Here is a 15,555-nt window from a genome sequence, read left to right as displayed (position 1 = left end):
AACCGGACGTGAAATGATAGCGCTTCTGTCCCGTCGCCTCGCTGGTCTCATCGTTACGCTCGCTGTCGTTTCGCTGTTGATTTTTGCCGTGATGGATCTGCTGCCGGGTGATCCCGCTTCCATCATGCTCGGCACGTCGGCTTCGCCGGAAACGCTCGCCGCCTTGCGCCATGAACTCGGGCTCGATCAGCCGCTGCTGTGGCGCTATTGCGAATGGCTGGCCGGGGTGCTGCGCGGCAATCTCGGCCAATCCTACACCTATGGCGTCCCGGTGGCCGGGCTGATCCTTGAGAGGCTGGCGGTGACGCTGCCCCTGGCACTTGTGGCAATCGTCCTCTCCGTTGTCATCGCTATACCCCTCGGTGTTCTTGCAGCATCGCATCGCGGCGGCGTGCCCGACGTGATTGCTTCGATCTTCTCTCAGATCGGCATCGCCGTTCCCGGTTTCTGGGTGGCGCTGCTGCTGATCATGCTGTTTTCGTCGGCACTTGGTTGGATGCCGGCCGGCGGATTCCCAGGGTGGAGTTCTGGCATTTGGCCCGCGCTGAAGGCACTTCTCATGCCCGCCGTCGCGCTTGCCTTGCCGCAGGCGGCCGTCCTCACGCGCGTTACACGTTCCGCCGTGCTGGAGACCCTGCACGAGGATTTCACTCGAACCGCTGTGGCCAAGGGGCTCTCGGCACAACGCGTGCTCTGGCGTCACTCGGTTCCGAATGCCCTTGTTCCCGTTCTGACGATCCTCGGTCTTCAGTTCACCTTCTTGGTCGCGGGTGCTGTATTGGTCGAGAACGTCTTCAATCTTCCGGGTCTCGGTCGGCTTGCCTATCAAGCGTTGTCGCAGCGTGACATCATCGTCATGCAGGATGTGGTGCTGTTCTTTGCCGGGCTCGTGATTGTCATGAACTTCCTTGTCGATCTGTCCCATCTGGCAATCGATCCACGGCTGCGGAAGGGCGTTTGACATGACGCCCATCACATCCCAACAAGTCAGTCTCAGGCGCCGGCGTTTCGAAATTAGCCGGAGAACGAATCTCGTGGTCGGCGGCGGCATCATCCTGCTTCTCGTCGCCATTGCGCTGTTGTCGCTGGTCTGGACGCCGCTGCCGCCGGCGAAGATGCAGATCATTCACAAGCTGCAGCCGCCTTTCGCGTTCGGCATTCTCGGCACTGACCAGTTTGGCCGGGATGTCCTCTCGATGATGATGGTCGGGTGTTGGAACTCGCTTTCGATCGCCATTGCCGCGGTTGCAATCGGCGGAACGCTGGGTTCGATCGCCGGTATCTCGGCCGCCGCCGTACGGGGAACATTTGAAGCTCTGCTGATGCGGGCCTGCGACGTCGTCTTTGCGCTGCCGCCGATCCTTTCGGCGATGATGCTAGGAGCCTTTCTCGGGCCGGGCAGGCTCACCGCTATCATTGCCATCGCGACGTTCATGATCCCGGTCTTCGCGCGGGTCACGCTGGCGACCGCCTCACAGGCGTGGAGCCGGGATTATGTGCTCGCCGCTCGCGCCATCGGAAACAGCCGCTTCACGATTTCCGTGCGCCATGTGCTGCCGAATATCATGAGCCAGATCATCGTTCAGGCGACGATCCAGCTAGGGCTGGCGGTGCTGACGGAGGCCGGCCTCAGTTTCCTTGGCCTCGGGATTGCGCCACCCGCTCCAACCTGGGGCCGAATGCTCGCCGATGCACAAACCTACCTGGCGCTGGCGCCGTGGCTGGCGATCTTGCCGGGGCTTGCCATCGCGCTCTGCGTCTTCGGCTTCAACATGCTTGGCGACGGGCTGCGCGACATGCTCGATCCGCGCGAGGCGAGCCGCCGCTAGTTTAGAAACCTCATGCCCGGACGAGAGTGCCATGTCGGAAACAGACCTGACCATCCGTGAACTGAAGCGGCGCTTTGCCGATCGGAGCCTGTCTCCGCTAGAATACTGGCTGGCGTTGGAGCAGCACATCGAAGCGTGGGAGCCTGCGATCTGCGCCCTCTACGCCTACGACCCGGAGGCGGCGCGAAAGCAGGCGCACGCTTCGACCGACAGATGGATGAAAGGCACCACGCTTGGCCCGCTCGATGGTATTCCGACGACACTGAAGGAGTTGATCGCCACCAAGGGGCAGCCGGTACCACTCGGGACGCGGGCGACCGAATTGCAGCCTGCAACAGAGGATGCGCCGGCGGCGGCAAGGCTTCGCGAGGACGGCGCGGTGATCTTTGCAAAGACCACCTGCCCGGACTATGGCATGCTCTCCTCGGGCCTCTCGAGTTTCCATCACCTGAGCCGCAATCCTTGGGATGTGACACAAAATCCCGGAGGCTCGAGTGCCGGCGCCTCGGCTGCGGCTGCAGCGGGGTATGGTCCCCTGCATGTCGGTACCGACATCGGCGGTTCGGTGCGCCTGCCTGCAGGTTGGACCGGCACTTTCGGTTTCAAGCCGAGCCATGGCCGCATTCCCGTCGATCCGTTCTATGTCGGCCGCTGCGCTGGACCGATGACGCGGACCGTCGAGGATTCCGCCTATGCGATGGAGACCTTGTCGCGCCCCGATTGGCGGGATGGCACAAGCCTGCCGCCGAACGATCTAGATTGGCTGGATCTCGATATCGACGTACGTGGCTTGAAAATCGGGTTGATGCTCGATGCCGGCTGCGGCCTTGCGCTCGACGATGAGGTGCGGATCGCGGTCGAGGCTGCGGCCCGGCGATTTGAAGAGGCGGGCGCGATTGTCATCCCGGTTCAGCCCGTTCTGACGCGCGAGATGCTGGATGGGCTGGACAAGTTCTGGCGCGCTCGCTTCTGGGGCGATATCGAAAATCTGAGCTTGGAGCGCCGAAACAGCATCCTGCCCTATATTTACACCTGGGCCGTAGGCGGCGCTTCCATCAATGGCGCCGATGCTATCAGGGGCTTCAATCAGACGATCGAAATGCGCAAGAGCTGCGGCAGGTTGTTTACCCAGCTGGATGCCGTGATTTCGCCGACCAACCCCATCGTCTCCTACCCCGCGGAATGGGCTTCGCCGACGAACGATCCGGCGCTGCCCTTCGAGCACATTTGCTTCACGGTACCGTGGAATATGTCGGAACAGCCCGCCGCGTCGATCAATTGCGGCTTCTCGCGATCTGGAATGCCGATAGGATTGCAGATCGTCGGGCCGCGCTTTGATGACATGCGTGTACTGCGGCTTTCGAAGGCTTTCGAAAGCTGGACAGGCGGGATCAGCGCGTGGCCGAAGCCGCCGGTTAGATGATCGGACGGCGATAGCCTGTCGGCTGTTCGTAGAGCCAGCCGATGCGCTTGATCGCGTCTTCGAAGTTCTCTCGAGCCACCGTCATCGTATGCCCGTTGGCGTGAACGATGGTTTCCGGATCTTCGAGAACGGCAACGTGCCCCTTCCAGAAAACCAGGTCGCCGCGCCGTAGCTCCGAGCGGTCGACCGGTGCGCCGAGGCTTGCCGACTGCATGTCGGTGTCCCGTGGCGCACTTCGCCCCGTCATCAGCATCGAAAGCTGGATAAGGCCTGAACAATCGATTCCAAGACCGGAGCGACCACCCCAGAGATAGGGCGTTTCGAGAAACCGGGTTGCGATGTCAACATAGTCGCCGCCTTCACCCGCACCGATCGGTTGCACGTGCTTGGCGAAAATCGCCGTGCCGTCTTCCAGCATCGCATAACGATTGCCGCGTGTTTCAGCCTCGCCAACGATCCGCACCCTGCTGCCAATGGAAAGAACGGTCTTATAGGGTTTGCGCAGCTCCGCCTCCGGATAGAGGAACGTCCGCTGGACCGTGACGATATGTGTCGGTACAGCTTGCGTGTCCGACAGGGCGGTGTCCGGCAGATAGCCGACGTAGCCGTCGGAAGCGGCCTTGACCCAGCACCAGCCGTTTGCACGGTCGAACACGGTCACATCTTCGCCGAGAAGCAGCTCGGTATCAATTCCCCTGGCAAGATCAGGCTCCGGGCGCAGCCCGATGACCGGTACGGCCACGCGCGCCGGCGTCCCGGCAACGAAACGAAGAGCCTCGACCCGGCCTTCCAGCCCTGTTTCGGCAAGGTCCGCTCGGTAGGCATGCAGGCGGCGATCGAGCATTGTCATCTCATTCCTTTCACGGCGTCAGGCGGCGACCCTGGTCGCGAACGAGATCGCCAAGCTTTTCCAGATAAAGCGCGCCTCCAACGGTGCGCTTTATCACGACGTTGCGCCGGTCGCGTTCGTCGCGCACGCGGTCGACCAGACCCATGTCGCCCATCGTATCCAGCGCCCTGGTGATGACAGGCTTGGTCACGTTGAGCGTCGCCGCCAGTCCGCGCACGGTGTGTGGCGGCGGCACCAGATAGATATGCAGCAGGATCGCCATCTGGCGCAACGTCAAATCGCGATCATCGAGCCTGACCTGATCGAGCGTCACACCATGCCACAGGCCCAGTGCCTGCGAAGCCGTCAGTTCGATCGGCATGGATCCTCCGGAAACTCGTTACGCCCGCGTTCCATTTTCCGGCAGTGCACAGTACGACGCAATGGGGCGGCAAATTTTGCCGCCCGTCACGGTGAATAAAATTTTAACGATCGGCGCTCAACGCACGCTTTGCCGGATGTGGTGGTAAAGCGCGCGAATAGCCTGTGCCTCGCCGCCGCCAGGGGAGTGCGGTCGTTCCGATGGCGCCCAGCCATAGATATCGAAATGCGCCCAGCTCGTGGTGTTGGAGACGAAGCGCTTGAGGAACAGGGCTGCGGTGATCGCACCGGCCATGCCGCCTGCCGGGGCGTTGGTGATATCGGCGAACTTGGCGCGAATATCCTTCTCGTAACCGGCGTAAAGCGGCAGCTGCCAGAGCGGATCGTCTGTCTCGAGACTTGCTTCGGTCAACTCCTGGGCAAGTTCGGCGTCGTCCGTGAAGAACGGCGGAAGATCGGGGCCGAGCGCGACGCGGGCTGCACCGGTCAGTGTCGCCATGTCGATCAAAAGGTCAGGCGCATCCTCATCGGCATAGGCAAGCGCATCTGCCAGGATCAACCGGCCTTCTGCATCTGTATTGTCGATCTGCACGGTCAGCCCCTTGCGGCTGCGGTAGATGTCACCTGGGCGGAAGGCATTCGCCGAAATCGAATTTTCGACGACAGGAACGATCACCCTGAGATCGACCTTTAGCTTGGCGTCCATGATCATCAGCGCCAGGCCCATGACATTCGCCGCGCCGCCCATGTCCTTCTTCATCAGCAGCATCGAGGACGCCGGCTTGATGTCGAGGCCGCCCGTGTCGAAGCAGACGCCCTTGCCTACGAGCGTGATCTTGCGGTGACCCTTCTTGCCCCAGCGCATTTCGAGCAGACGCGGTGCATCGGCGCTCGCGCGGCCTACGGTATGGACGAGCGGGAAGTTCTGCCTGAGGTCGTCACCGCTGACGACATTGATCTCGGCCTTGTAATGGGCCGCCAGGCCGCGGAAGGCGGCTTCCAGCTCGTTCGGCCCCATGTCGTTGGTTGGCGTGTTGATGAGGTCGCGCGCCAGGAAGACGCCGGCCAGCTGCCGCTTGATGTCAGCACCGTCGGCATCGCGAGGGATCATCAGCGTCGGCGCGGTCGCCTTCTCCGATTTGTACCGGTCGAAGCGATAGCTGCCGAGCCCGAAGCCGAGCGAAAGGCGGTTTGCCGTCAGCGGCGCCGTTTCGATGTGCCAGTCGCCAGCCGGCAGCGTGCGTGCAAGCTTGCCGGTGATGTAGGGTTGCTCGGACGGATTGGTGCCGAGTCCGAACAGCGCACCGCCAAGATGGCCTTCCTCCGTCGGGATCAATAGCAGCGAGCCGCTCTCGGCCTTGTAGCCCGCCTTCTTTGCCCAATCGAGCGCGATTGGATCGATCGTGCCCGTTTCAATATGGGCCGGAGTGACGGCAAAGATCGGCAGGGTCGAGCCGCCCTTGTTGTTGAACGGGGTCGGTCTCTCGATGAACTGATAGGGTGCCATGTTTATCCTTCGCGGCGTCCGGGAATCGCATCTTAACGGTCTGTTAGGGTTAACAGACTATTGCTGGAGTGAAGATTGCGTCAAAACCTTTCCCTGTTCCGCTTTGAGGTCAGGCGCCGTTTCGGATTTCAGGGACGCACAATGCCTGCTTCGGCCAATACTCTGTTCAAAACCCGTGTTTTTCAGGGCGCTGCGACGGCGTTCGTCGTGCTGGTACTCGCCGGCTGCACGACGACCAAGGATCGGATGACGACGGGATCGATACCGACCCTCACGAAGCCGGTCGAAACGATGAACGAAGCCGAGCTGCGCAGCTCGACCGACCGTGTCGGACAGGCCTACGAAAAGAACCCGCGCGATGCCGTCAATGGCGTGAACTACGCCAACCTCCTGCGCATGCAGGGCCGGGATGCGCAGGCGCTTGCCGTTATGCAACAGGTTGCGATCGCCAACCCGAACGATCGAAACGTTCTGGCAGCCTACGGAAAAGCCCAGGCCGCAGCCGGCCAATTGCAGCAGGCGCTCGACACGATCGGCCGCGCACAGACGCCTGATCGTCCTGATTGGAAATTGGCATCGGCCGAAGGCGCCATCCTTGATCAGCTTGGACGCTCCGCCGAAGCCCGCCAGCGCTACCGCGAGGCGCTCGACATTCAACCGGGCGAGGCATCGATCCTTTCAAACCTTGGCATGTCCTACGTGCTGACCGGAGATCTCCGCACGGCCGAGACCTATATGCGCCAGGCGGCCGGCCAGCCGACGGCCGATAGCCGGGTCCGTCAGAATCTGGCACTCGTCGTCGGCCTCCAGGGCCGGTTCCCGGAGGCAGAAAAGATTGCGCGCGAAGAGCTCTCGCAACAGCAGGCCGACGCCAACGTTGCCTACCTGCGCTCGATGCTGTCGCAGCAGAACTCATGGCAAAAGCTCGCCGCGAAAGACAGCAGCGCACCCACAAGCACGAACTGACCTAGCGGCCGGCAATTCCTGATGTGACGAGCTGAACACCGAGGCCGGCCATGACCGTGCCGGCCAGGCGATCGATCCATGCCTTCGCAGCCAGATACAGCCGTCTTGGATGCCGTGCCGAGAACGCGAGCGCCACAACAGCGTACCAGCCGGCTTCAACCAAAAACACGCCGACCGGAACCGCCAAAAAGAGACCGAGCGGAACCGTCTTCGGCAGCAGCGCCGCAAAGATGCTCGCATAGACGACAATCGTCTTTGGATTGCTGATCTGCGTGAAGAGGGCGGTGGCAAAGCTTCGCAGGAGTGCTCGATTGTCGGTCCCCGCGTCGCCAACCTGGATGGGCTTGCTTGCGCCGCGCCAGATCATCAAGGCGATGTAGACCAGATAGATCCCACCGGCCACCTTCAGCGCCACATAGAGCCATTCGAACTGCGAGAGCAGTGCCGTCAATCCCGCCAGCGCCAGCATGCTGAAGGCGACGCCGCCAATCCCCATGCCGAGCGCAGCCGCAAGCCCATCGAGACGCGACCGCGACATCGAAATGCGGGAGACGAGGACGAAGCTTGGACCGGGGCTCATTGCCCCGATCGATAGGGCGGCGACAATACTCAGGAAGATGCTTGCGCACGACACCGTCGGGCTCCGGTAGACTAATGAAGATGGGCCGGGACTCTATGTACGTTCCGCGGAAATGGCCAGCCCCTGCAGCGCTTAGAAGCGGTCCGCCACCTGAATGCCGGCCGGCCCAAGAATGACGGCGACGAGGACAGGTAGGAAGAACAGGATCATCGGAACGGTGAGCTTCGGCGGCAGTGCCGCAGCCTTCTTCTCGGCCTCGTTCATGCGGTCGTCGCGGCCTTCCTGAGCGAGGACGCGCAGCGCTTGTGAAATCGGCGTGCCGTAGCGGTCCGCCTGGATCAGTGCCTGGGTGACCGATTGCACCAGGGGAATCTGTGTGCGCGTGCCGAGATTTTCGAGTGCTACGCGACGATCGGGCAGGAAAGACAGCTCGGCTGTCGTCAGAACCATTTCCTCGGCCAGTGGTGGCGAGGCCTCGCCAAGCTCCTCCGATACGCGACGCATGGCCGCCTCGATCGAAATGCCCGATTCGACGCAGATCAGCATCAGGTCGAGTGCATCCGGCCAGGCGCGCTTGATCGAGTGCTGGCGCTTCGACATGCGATTGGAGATGAAGATGTTCGGCGCATAGAAGCCCACATAGGCGATCCCCAGTGTCACCAGGAAGCGGATGGGTGTCGGCTTGTCGGCCAGGTTGTCGAGCCCGAAAACCCAGAAAATCGCAAGGCCAAAGAACAGGAACGGCAACAGAAAGCGGGCGACGAGGAACGTGTTCAGCGCGTTTTCCGAACGAAAACCGGCGGCACGCAGCTTGTTCATTGTGTTTTCGTCAACCAGCGCCTCACGAAGGTTGAACCTTTCAACGATCTGGCGGACGGACCGGTTGTTCTGGGTACGAAGCGAGGCCTTCCCGCCAGCGTCGGCGCTCATCCGTGCTCGTTCGCGGGCACGGATCAGTTCGCGCTCGGTTGACACCGCCTTCATCCGCTTGTTGAGGTCACCGCGTTCGAAGAAGGGAACTGCGATCGTATAGAGGCTGGCAAATACCGCGATCGCCACAAGCACGGCGATCAGCATGGAGGGATCTGTCAGTTTGGTCGCGAGATCAGATGACATCGCCAGTCTCCATCAGATGTCGAAATTGACCATGTTGCGCATGACGAAGATGCCGATCGACATCCAGACGGCCGAAATGCCCATGATGAGGTGCCCACGCGGGTCGGTAAACAGGATCAGCATGTATTCGGGCGACGTCAGATAGACGAGCGTCGCGACGATGAACGGCAACGCGCCGATGATGACGGCGGACGCCTTTGCTTCCATCGACAGCGCCTTGACCTTCGCCTTCATTTTCTTTCTGTCGCGCAGGACCTTCGACAGGTTGCCGATCGCTTCCGAAAGATTGCCGCCCGCCTGCGACTGGATCGCGATGACGATGGCAAAGAAGCTCACTTCCTGCAGTGGCATATGATTTGTCATGCGTGCACAGGCATCAGGCACGCTGAGACCCACTTGCTGCGATTCGACCACCCGCCGGAATTCGCTCTTCACGGGATCCTTGCCTTCATTGGCGATGAGCCGGATGGCATCGTTCAACGGCAGGCCGGATTTGATCGAGCGCACGATGACGTCAAGGGCATTGGGAAATTCGTCGAGAAACTTGTTCTGGCGGCGCTTGATCAGGAAGCCCAGCACCCAGCGCGGCAGGCCAAGCCCGCCGACAATGGGCAGGCCGAGCACGACCATGAGAGGTGCGCCAGCCAGGAAAGCGACGAACATCAGCACGAAGCCGAAGATGGCGCTGAACGTGTAGAAGCGTCCCGGCGTGATCGCGAGACCAGCCTGGGTCAGCCGCGATTTCAAGGACAGCTTTTTCTTGGTGTTTTCCTGCTGGCGCTTTTCGAGATCCTTGAGGTTGTCCTGCACCGATTTGCGGCGCTTCGACATCTCCTGGACTCGGTCGCGGGCAGCCTTGACGCTCGCCTTGTCAGCCTCTGCCGATGCAACCCGGTTGACTCGGCTGGCCGACTTCTTGTCGGTCTCGATCCGCGTGAAAAGCAGGCCATAGCACACCGCACCAGCCGCGACAGCGGCAAGGACGATAATAGCCAACACGACAGGATCGAACCCGAACATCTCATTTAATCCTTGGACTTCGCTTCCATTTCGTCGAGTGCCGCAGCGAGGCGCTTCTCCTCGTTGAAGTAGCGGGCGCGGTCCCAGAAGTGCGGCTTGCCGATGCCCGTCGACTTGTGCCGGCCGATCAGCTTGCCGGACGCGTCTTCACCTTCGATTTCGTAGCGCATCAGATCCTGGGTGATGATGACGTCACCTTCCATTCCGATCACTTCGGTGATCTGCGTGATGCGACGCGAACCATCGCGCAAACGCGCCGCCTGGACGATGATGTCGATCGATCCGGAGATGATTTCGCGCACTGTCTTTGCCGGCAGCGTGAAGCCGCCCATGGCGATCATCGACTCGATACGGCTGAGGCATTCGCGTGGCGAGTTCGAGTGGATCGTGCCCATGGAGCCGTCATGGCCGGTGTTCATCGCCTGGAGAAGGTCGAAAACCTCCGGTCCGCGCACTTCGCCGACGATGATCCGTTCCGGTCGCATACGCAGGCAGTTCTTGACGAGATCGCGCATGGTGATCTCGCCTTCGCCTTCGATGTTCGGCGGGCGGGTTTCCAAACGCACCACATGCGGCTGCTGCAGCTGCAGTTCGGCCGTGTCCTCGCAAGTGATGACGCGCTCGTCCACATCGATGTAGCGGGTGAGGCAGTTGAGCAGCGTCGTCTTGCCGGAGCCGGTACCGCCCGAAATGACGACGTTGCAGCGAACGCGGCCGATAATCTGCAGTAGCGTCGCCCCTTCGGGCGTAATGGCGCCGAAACGAACGAGTTGCTCGAGGGTGAGCTTGTCCTTCTTGAACTTGCGGATCGTGAGAGCCGGTCCATCGATAGCCAGCGGCGGTGCAATGACGTTGACGCGGGAACCGTCGGGGAGGCGTGCGTCGCAGATCGGGCTCGATTCGTCGACGCGGCGACCCACCTGGCTGACGATACGCTGGCAGATGGAAAGGAGCTGCGAATTATCGCGGAAGCGGATCTCGGACTCGATCGTCTTGCCGCCGACTTCGATGAAGGTTTGGCCTGCGCCGTTGACCATGATGTCGGCGATGTCGTCGCGTGCAAGCAGCGGCTCGAGCGGGCCATAGCCGAGAACGTCGTTGCAGATGTCCTCGAGCAGTTCCTCCTGCTCGGAGATCGACATCGCGAAGTTCTTGATCGTGATGATATCGTTGACGATATCGCGAATTTCTTCGCGCGCGCTTTCTCCGTCGAGCTTGGCGAGCTGCGAAAGGTCGATTGTATCGATCAGCGCCGAGAAGACCTGAGCCTTGGTTTCGTAGTATTCCTCGGTGCGGGCAGGGCGCTTGCGCTGCGGGGTCTGCATCGGCGGTGGCGAAACCTGCTGGCGTGAAGGTTCACGCTGCGGTTCGACCAGGACAGCGGGCGCTGACGGCGAGGATTGGACAGGGGGAGGCGGCGGCGCGATCGTGCCGCCCGTCTTGCCAAAGCCCTCGTTTCCGCGTTTTCCGAACATGCCTTAATCCAATCCACTCTTGGCGGGCGTCATTTGCGCTTCAGCAAGCCGAGCAACCCGCCCTTCCTTGCCTTCTTGACGGCGATCCGTCCGGTCACGATGTGCGATATCTGCGAGAACGTCTCGGCAGTCGGCGACTTCGCATCCATCTCCGAAATCATTCGGCCGCTGTTGGCGGCGTTTCCGAAGAGATTGGCGTCGAACGGAATGATCGCAATCGGATCCGTCTCCAGCGGCTCGCAGAAGTCGGACGGACTGATCTCCGGTCGCTTCGGCATGCCCACCTGATTGAGGATCAGGTGGGGCATCTTGTCATTGGGTCGCATCTTGCGCAGCGCGTCCATCATGTTCTTGGCGTTGCGCAGGTTGGCAAGATCAGGGGATGCGCAGATGACAACCTCGTCGACACTCGCAAGCACTGAGCGCGTCCATTCGGACCAGACATGCGGCACATCGAGCACGGTGACGGGAGCGTTTCGCTGCAATACCTCGAGAACCGGCTGGAAGGCCTGCCCCTCGAAATCATAAGCTCGGTCGAGAAGCGAGGGAGCGGCAAGCAGAGACAGGTGCTCGGAGCATTTGGTCAGCAGGCGATCGAGAAATACCTCGTCGAGACGGTCAGGCGCATAGACCGCCTCGGCAATGCCCTGGGTCGGATCCTGGTCGAAGTCGATGTTGGCTGTACCATAGGGCAGGTCGAGGTCGGCCAGGATCGTTTCGGTCGAAAACAGATTGGAAATGCCGAATGCGCAATTGTGGGCGATCGTCGAGGAACCGACGCCGCCCTTGGCACCGATGAAGGCGATGCTGCGGCCAAGCGGCTCCGCATCGGGGTCGACGAAGATGGTGGCCATTGCCGTCATGATGTCGGGCATCGCGACCGGCTGAACCATGTACTCGGAAATGCCGTTGCGCACGAGTTCGCGGTAGAGCGCGATGTCGTTGTAATAGCCGACGATAATGACCTTGGTGGAAGGGTCGCAGACGGCGGCAAGCGGCGCGAGCTCGCTCAGCAGGCTGGAAGCTCCCGCTTTCGTTTCGAGAATGATCAGGTTGGGCGTTGGCGCGGTCGCGAACATGTTGGCAGCGGCTGCGATGCCGCCGCTTGTGATCCGTAGGCCGACCTTCGACATGCGGCGGTCGTTGCCGCAACGCTCCATGACGCGCTGCAACTCTTCGCTCTCGCAGAAGGCGTGCACGGAGATGCGAGGCAGCGGACGCATGTTCTCGAGTTCGGCCATGCGGACCGCTTCCTCGGCGTTGCGCAGCTCCATCGTATTCTTGATCTCGTATTCGACTGTACTCATCGTTCGGTCCTAAACTGATCAGAAGGTGCTGGAGCCAACGTCTTCGATGGTGGTTGTCCTCTCGCGATACTCCTTGATCGCCGCATTGCGACGCGTTGCATCGATCGGCGTCATGCCGCGAGGTGCGATCAGATCTTCGGGGTTTGCGATCTGTGCGGCGAGGTTGTTCTGCGTTGCGCAACCGAAGTTGTAGTAGTTTTGGTTGTTGAAATCGTTGATCATGTCTCTCGGCCATTGACCGCACTGTGAGGTCATCGCCGTCGTGCCGACGAAGGTCAGGCGGATCGGAGCCGCATCTCCGATGCCATTCGCCGGATAGGTGCTGTTGACGATCTTTGTACTGGCGACGCCACGTGCCGAGAGTTCGGCGCGCACCTGGCCGCGCAGCTGGCGTGCCGCGGCTGCATTCGGCGATCCCTCGGGCGTCAGCAGATAGACCGGCCCGGTTGCCCGCGCCGTATAGTTCTGTGCAAAGCCTCGAATGACGTCGCGCTGGGCCACGTTGAGGCGGCGATCGGTCGAAGCCACCGGAATATCCACAGACTGTTCGGCTTCGGCAACCACGATCGGGTGGCGTTGGCGATAGTCGTCGGGAATGCCGCCGGTCGTCAGCTGGTCGTGGGAGGCGCAGCCGGAAAGCAAGGCGGCCGCTATGGCAACCGCGGTCAGAAGCGACTTCGAAAGGCGGGAATGATGCGCGGTGCTGTGCTTGCGGGCCATCGGCTGATCTCTGTGTTGTGCTATCGCTGATCCTGCTTGGGTCATTTGTAGATGAACCCGATGGAACCATGGAATTGAGCGTCGGCCACCGGCATCTCGCGGCCGCCGTAGACCTTGTTGACGCGGTTCATCAGGAAAGCCGAAGCGTCGTTCTCGGGGCTGAAGTTGTCGTCGGGGCGGTTGAGCTGGTTGCGGGCAACCGGGCGGACGAGATAGGGCGTTGCTATGATCACCAGCTCGGTCTCATCGCGCTCGACCGTGCGTTGACGGAAGAGCGTGCCGAGCAGCGGGATCTTGTTGACGCCAGGCGTACCGTTCGAGGTCTGCAAGACGTTGTCGCGGATCAGACCGGCAAGCGCGATCGAGCCGCCGGAGGGAAGCTCCACGGATGTCTCTGCCGCACGACGCTGATAGGTCGGTGTTGAACCTGAGACTGACGGCGCAGGCTCTGATACGTTCGTCCTGATCTCCAGGCTGATGCGGCCCGAAGAAAGCACCACCGGCTTGAAGGCGAGATTGATGCCGTAGTTATAAGGAACGATCGTCGTATTGCCATCGTTATCGGTCGTGGAATAGAGGACCTGACCGCCGGAATTGAACGTCGCGGCCTGCCCGGAAATCGCCGTCAGCGTCGGTTCGGCCAGCGTCTTGACCACCTTCGCCTGCTCAAGCGCGCTCAGATAGGTCGAGATATCGTATTTCCCGATCGAGCTCTTGAAGAGTGCAGCCAGACCGCCGCCGATTGTCGCCGCTGCCCCGCTGGCGCTAGGTGAGCCGAGTTGCGCGACAGTCAGTCCGCCCGAATTCGAGACCAGATTGTCGAAGCCGAGCTGCTTCAGCACTTCCCTGCGTACTTCGGCGATAGTCACCTTTAGGGTAACCTGATCTTCGCCCTGGATCTGCAGGAGGTTGACCACCTGGGACGTCTGGCGATTTTCGGCAAACAGCGCCACCGAGCTGTCGCCGCCCGAACCGGTCGCGGTTTCGGTGCGTGTCGTTGCTTCCCCGCCCTTCAGGAAGACCTGGGCTAGGTCGGCCGCCTGGGCCGCATCCTGCGGTGTGCGGACCGAGCCGGTCAGCACGATGTTGTCGGAGACGATCTCCACATTGATATTGGAGTCGGGAATGAAGCGTCGGAGGTTCTTTTCGAGGCCGCTGACGTCACGTTCGATTGCGATGTCGAGGCTGACGATCTGCTGACCATCGGCGCCGAAAATGAAGATGTTCGTCTGACCGACCGTCTTGCCGAAGAGGTAGATACGGCGTGAACTGCGGGTAACGGCATCGGCCATCGAGGGATCGGAGACGAGAATATCGTGGGCGTCGGCTGGCAGATCGACGACGATCGCCTTCTTCAAGCCGAGCTTGAGGCTGCGGTGCGCGCCCGGTCCCGTCTGAGTGATCGTGACCATGCCGTCGGAGTTGGCCCATGCGGCGCTCGAGCCGAGGACCGGAGCGAGAAAGCCCGGCGCGGTGCCTGTAAGACCGATTGCGAAGGACAAGCACCCTGCCAGCAAGGGCTTCATATGGCGCTTCGAATTGCCCATTCCCATTTCCTTTACTCGGCCTTCGGCGCGCTGTTGGCGGTGACGATTGAGCCTGATTTGATGACCTGAACGATGGCGCTGCCGTTGTCGCCGCTAAGCAGATAGTCCGCGGCGCTGGTGTCCTGCTCCTGCGCATCGGCGACGGAGCGCAATGCCAGTGACAACCGGTCGGCCATCTGCTGCGCAACAGCCAGCACCTTGGTCTGGTCAGGAGTAAGTTCCAGGGTCGCGGTCGTTCCGACCACGGTTTTGGAACCGTCCTCCTTCTCCTGGATCTGCTGATCGATCGCGAGAACGCGCACGTTGCTGAGCACCGTCTCGGTCAGATACTTGTCGGCGTCCTTGGACTTGCGGACCATGATCACGTCGACGCGGTCGTTCGGCAGGATAAAGCCGCCAGCGCCTGTCGAAACCGAGATTTCCGTTGCGACAGCGCGTTTTCCGGAAGGGAGGAGCGAGGACATGATGCGGCTGCTCGAATCGGCGACCTTCTCCGCGCGGATGGGCTCACCCTCGAAGATCGGCAGGCGCACGACGGCGCCCTGCATGTTTTTCAGCGCGTCGGGCTTCTCAGTCTCGGTGATGAAACCCTGAACGACTGCGCTCTGGGGCCAGGCCATCCATTGCACGGCCTTGTCATCCAAGCGTGCGCCGACCGGCAGATTGGCGCTGGAGACGAGCACGTTGACGGTCGGCTCCTTCTCGACCACCGACTTGACTTTCGTGACGACGGAGCCGCGGCCCGCAAGGCTCATCGCCAGGACACCGGCAAGACCGGCGGCAACGACAGCCACTCCAAGTATTATTAGGCGGGCGGGTTTCATCCAACGTTCCTCGGGGATTCGCGATATTCGC

At 61.4% G+C, this 15,555-nt stretch carries 15 protein-coding genes; 4 read left to right on the top strand and 11 right to left on the bottom strand.

Going from position 1 to position 15,555, the window contains the following annotated elements; genetic code table 11:
• The first annotated feature begins 13 nt into the window (after positions 1 to 13).
• Genes JNB88_RS02450 through JNB88_RS02440 form a run of 3 tightly spaced genes read left to right on the top strand, consistent with a single transcriptional unit; the run spans position 14 to position 3,252 of the window.
• The gene (locus tag JNB88_RS02450; RefSeq protein ID WP_220354153.1) at positions 14 to 961 is read left to right on the top strand and encodes an ABC transporter permease; all 948 of its coding nucleotides are present in this window, start codon (positions 14 to 16) and stop codon (positions 959 to 961) included.
• A 1-nt stretch (position 962) separates the two neighbouring features.
• Positions 963 to 1,829, top strand: coding sequence for an ABC transporter permease (locus tag JNB88_RS02445; protein ID WP_220354152.1), 867 nt, complete (start codon positions 963 to 965; stop codon positions 1,827 to 1,829).
• Positions 1,830 to 1,860: 31 nt separating this feature from the next.
• Positions 1,861 to 3,252 (top strand): amidase, encoded by a 1,392-nt coding sequence (locus JNB88_RS02440; RefSeq protein WP_220354151.1) that lies wholly within the window; start codon positions 1,861 to 1,863, stop codon positions 3,250 to 3,252.
• On the opposite strand, the gene JNB88_RS02435 is transcribed toward JNB88_RS02440, so the two are convergent.
• From JNB88_RS02435 to JNB88_RS02425, 3 genes are all read right to left on the bottom strand, one after another.
• Positions 3,245 to 4,102, bottom strand: coding sequence for a C40 family peptidase (locus JNB88_RS02435; RefSeq protein WP_220354150.1), 858 nt, complete (start codon positions 4,100 to 4,102; stop codon positions 3,245 to 3,247). The genes JNB88_RS02440 and JNB88_RS02435 overlap by 8 nt on opposite strands.
• A gap of 10 nt (positions 4,103 to 4,112) precedes the next feature.
• Positions 4,113 to 4,463: a MarR family transcriptional regulator gene (locus tag JNB88_RS02430; protein ID WP_037130972.1), complete on the bottom strand. Its 351-nt coding sequence runs from the start codon at positions 4,461 to 4,463 to the stop codon at positions 4,113 to 4,115.
• Between the two features lie 117 nt (positions 4,464 to 4,580).
• On the bottom strand, positions 4,581 to 5,969 hold the full coding sequence (locus JNB88_RS02425; protein WP_220354149.1) for a leucyl aminopeptidase family protein: 1,389 nt from the start codon (positions 5,967 to 5,969) through the stop codon (positions 4,581 to 4,583).
• A gap of 141 nt (positions 5,970 to 6,110) precedes the next feature.
• On the opposite strand from JNB88_RS02425, the gene JNB88_RS02420 reads away from it, so the two are divergent.
• A complete protein-coding gene (locus JNB88_RS02420; RefSeq protein WP_220354148.1) occupies positions 6,111 to 6,935 on the top strand; it encodes a tetratricopeptide repeat protein in 825 nt (274 codons plus the stop codon).
• 1 nt (position 6,936) lies between these two features.
• On the opposite strand, the gene JNB88_RS02415 is transcribed toward JNB88_RS02420, so the two are convergent.
• The 8 genes from JNB88_RS02415 to cpaB form a co-directional block, all read right to left on the bottom strand.
• Complete coding sequence (locus JNB88_RS02415; RefSeq protein ID WP_220354147.1) at positions 6,937 to 7,569, bottom strand: LysE family translocator; 633 nt, start codon at positions 7,567 to 7,569, stop codon at positions 6,937 to 6,939.
• 78 nt (positions 7,570 to 7,647) lie between these two features.
• Positions 7,648 to 8,631: a type II secretion system F family protein gene (locus JNB88_RS02410; protein ID WP_037130963.1), complete on the bottom strand. Its 984-nt coding sequence runs from the start codon at positions 8,629 to 8,631 to the stop codon at positions 7,648 to 7,650.
• A gap of 12 nt (positions 8,632 to 8,643) precedes the next feature.
• A complete protein-coding gene (locus tag JNB88_RS02405; RefSeq protein ID WP_220354146.1) occupies positions 8,644 to 9,651 on the bottom strand; it encodes a type II secretion system F family protein in 1,008 nt (335 codons plus the stop codon).
• 5 nt (positions 9,652 to 9,656) lie between these two features.
• Positions 9,657 to 11,126 carry a TadA family conjugal transfer-associated ATPase gene (locus JNB88_RS02400; RefSeq protein WP_037130957.1) on the bottom strand — a complete coding sequence of 490 codons (1,470 nt, stop codon included), beginning with the start codon at positions 11,124 to 11,126 and terminating at the stop codon, positions 9,657 to 9,659.
• A gap of 29 nt (positions 11,127 to 11,155) precedes the next feature.
• The gene (locus JNB88_RS02395; protein ID WP_220354145.1) at positions 11,156 to 12,433 is read right to left on the bottom strand and encodes a CpaE/TadZ family protein; all 1,278 of its coding nucleotides are present in this window, start codon (positions 12,431 to 12,433) and stop codon (positions 11,156 to 11,158) included.
• Positions 12,434 to 12,451: 18 nt separating this feature from the next.
• Complete coding sequence (locus JNB88_RS02390; RefSeq protein WP_223217064.1) at positions 12,452 to 13,153, bottom strand: CpaD family pilus assembly protein; 702 nt, start codon at positions 13,151 to 13,153, stop codon at positions 12,452 to 12,454.
• Positions 13,154 to 13,194: 41 nt separating this feature from the next.
• Positions 13,195 to 14,700 carry a type II and III secretion system protein family protein gene (locus JNB88_RS02385; protein ID WP_220354143.1) on the bottom strand — a complete coding sequence of 502 codons (1,506 nt, stop codon included), beginning with the start codon at positions 14,698 to 14,700 and terminating at the stop codon, positions 13,195 to 13,197.
• 11 nt (positions 14,701 to 14,711) lie between these two features.
• Positions 14,712 to 15,524: a Flp pilus assembly protein CpaB gene (gene cpaB, locus JNB88_RS02380; RefSeq protein ID WP_220354142.1), complete on the bottom strand. Its 813-nt coding sequence runs from the start codon at positions 15,522 to 15,524 to the stop codon at positions 14,712 to 14,714.
• Positions 15,525 to 15,555 lie beyond the last annotated feature (31 nt).

This window comes from Rhizobium cauense (assembly GCF_019511525.1).
Taxonomy (GTDB): Bacteria; Pseudomonadota; Alphaproteobacteria; order Rhizobiales; family Rhizobiaceae; genus Rhizobium; species Rhizobium cauense.
The sequence above is the reverse complement of the archived record's forward strand: the minus strand, read 5'-3'. Positions and strand labels throughout refer to the sequence as shown.

What these genes read in the sequence shown, in the direction of transcription:
- JNB88_RS02450 (WP_220354153.1), top strand. Translation starts at nt 14, where the DNA reads ATGATAGCGCTTCTGTCCCGTCGCCTCGCTGGTCTCATCGTTACGCTC.
- JNB88_RS02445 (WP_220354152.1), top strand. Translation starts at nt 963, where the DNA reads ATGACGCCCATCACATCCCAACAAGTCAGTCTCAGGCGCCGGCGTTTC.
- JNB88_RS02440 (WP_220354151.1), top strand. Translation starts at nt 1,861, where the DNA reads ATGTCGGAAACAGACCTGACCATCCGTGAACTGAAGCGGCGCTTTGCC.
- JNB88_RS02435 (WP_220354150.1), bottom strand. Translation starts at nt 4,102, where the DNA reads ATGACAATGCTCGATCGCCGCCTGCATGCCTACCGAGCGGACCTTGCC.
- JNB88_RS02430 (WP_037130972.1), bottom strand. Translation starts at nt 4,463, where the DNA reads ATGCCGATCGAACTGACGGCTTCGCAGGCACTGGGCCTGTGGCATGGT.
- JNB88_RS02425 (WP_220354149.1), bottom strand. Translation starts at nt 5,969, where the DNA reads ATGGCACCCTATCAGTTCATCGAGAGACCGACCCCGTTCAACAACAAG.
- JNB88_RS02420 (WP_220354148.1), top strand. Translation starts at nt 6,111, where the DNA reads ATGCCTGCTTCGGCCAATACTCTGTTCAAAACCCGTGTTTTTCAGGGC.
- JNB88_RS02410 (WP_037130963.1), bottom strand. Translation starts at nt 8,631, where the DNA reads ATGTCATCTGATCTCGCGACCAAACTGACAGATCCCTCCATGCTGATC.
- JNB88_RS02405 (WP_220354146.1), bottom strand. Translation starts at nt 9,651, where the DNA reads ATGTTCGGGTTCGATCCTGTCGTGTTGGCTATTATCGTCCTTGCCGCT.
- JNB88_RS02400 (WP_037130957.1), bottom strand. Translation starts at nt 11,126, where the DNA reads ATGTTCGGAAAACGCGGAAACGAGGGCTTTGGCAAGACGGGCGGCACG.
- JNB88_RS02395 (WP_220354145.1), bottom strand. Translation starts at nt 12,433, where the DNA reads ATGAGTACAGTCGAATACGAGATCAAGAATACGATGGAGCTGCGCAAC.
- JNB88_RS02390 (WP_223217064.1), bottom strand. Translation starts at nt 13,153, where the DNA reads ATGGCCCGCAAGCACAGCACCGCGCATCATTCCCGCCTTTCGAAGTCG.
- JNB88_RS02385 (WP_220354143.1), bottom strand. Translation starts at nt 14,700, where the DNA reads ATGGGCAATTCGAAGCGCCATATGAAGCCCTTGCTGGCAGGGTGCTTG.
- cpaB (WP_220354142.1), bottom strand. Translation starts at nt 15,524, where the DNA reads ATGAAACCCGCCCGCCTAATAATACTTGGAGTGGCTGTCGTTGCCGCC.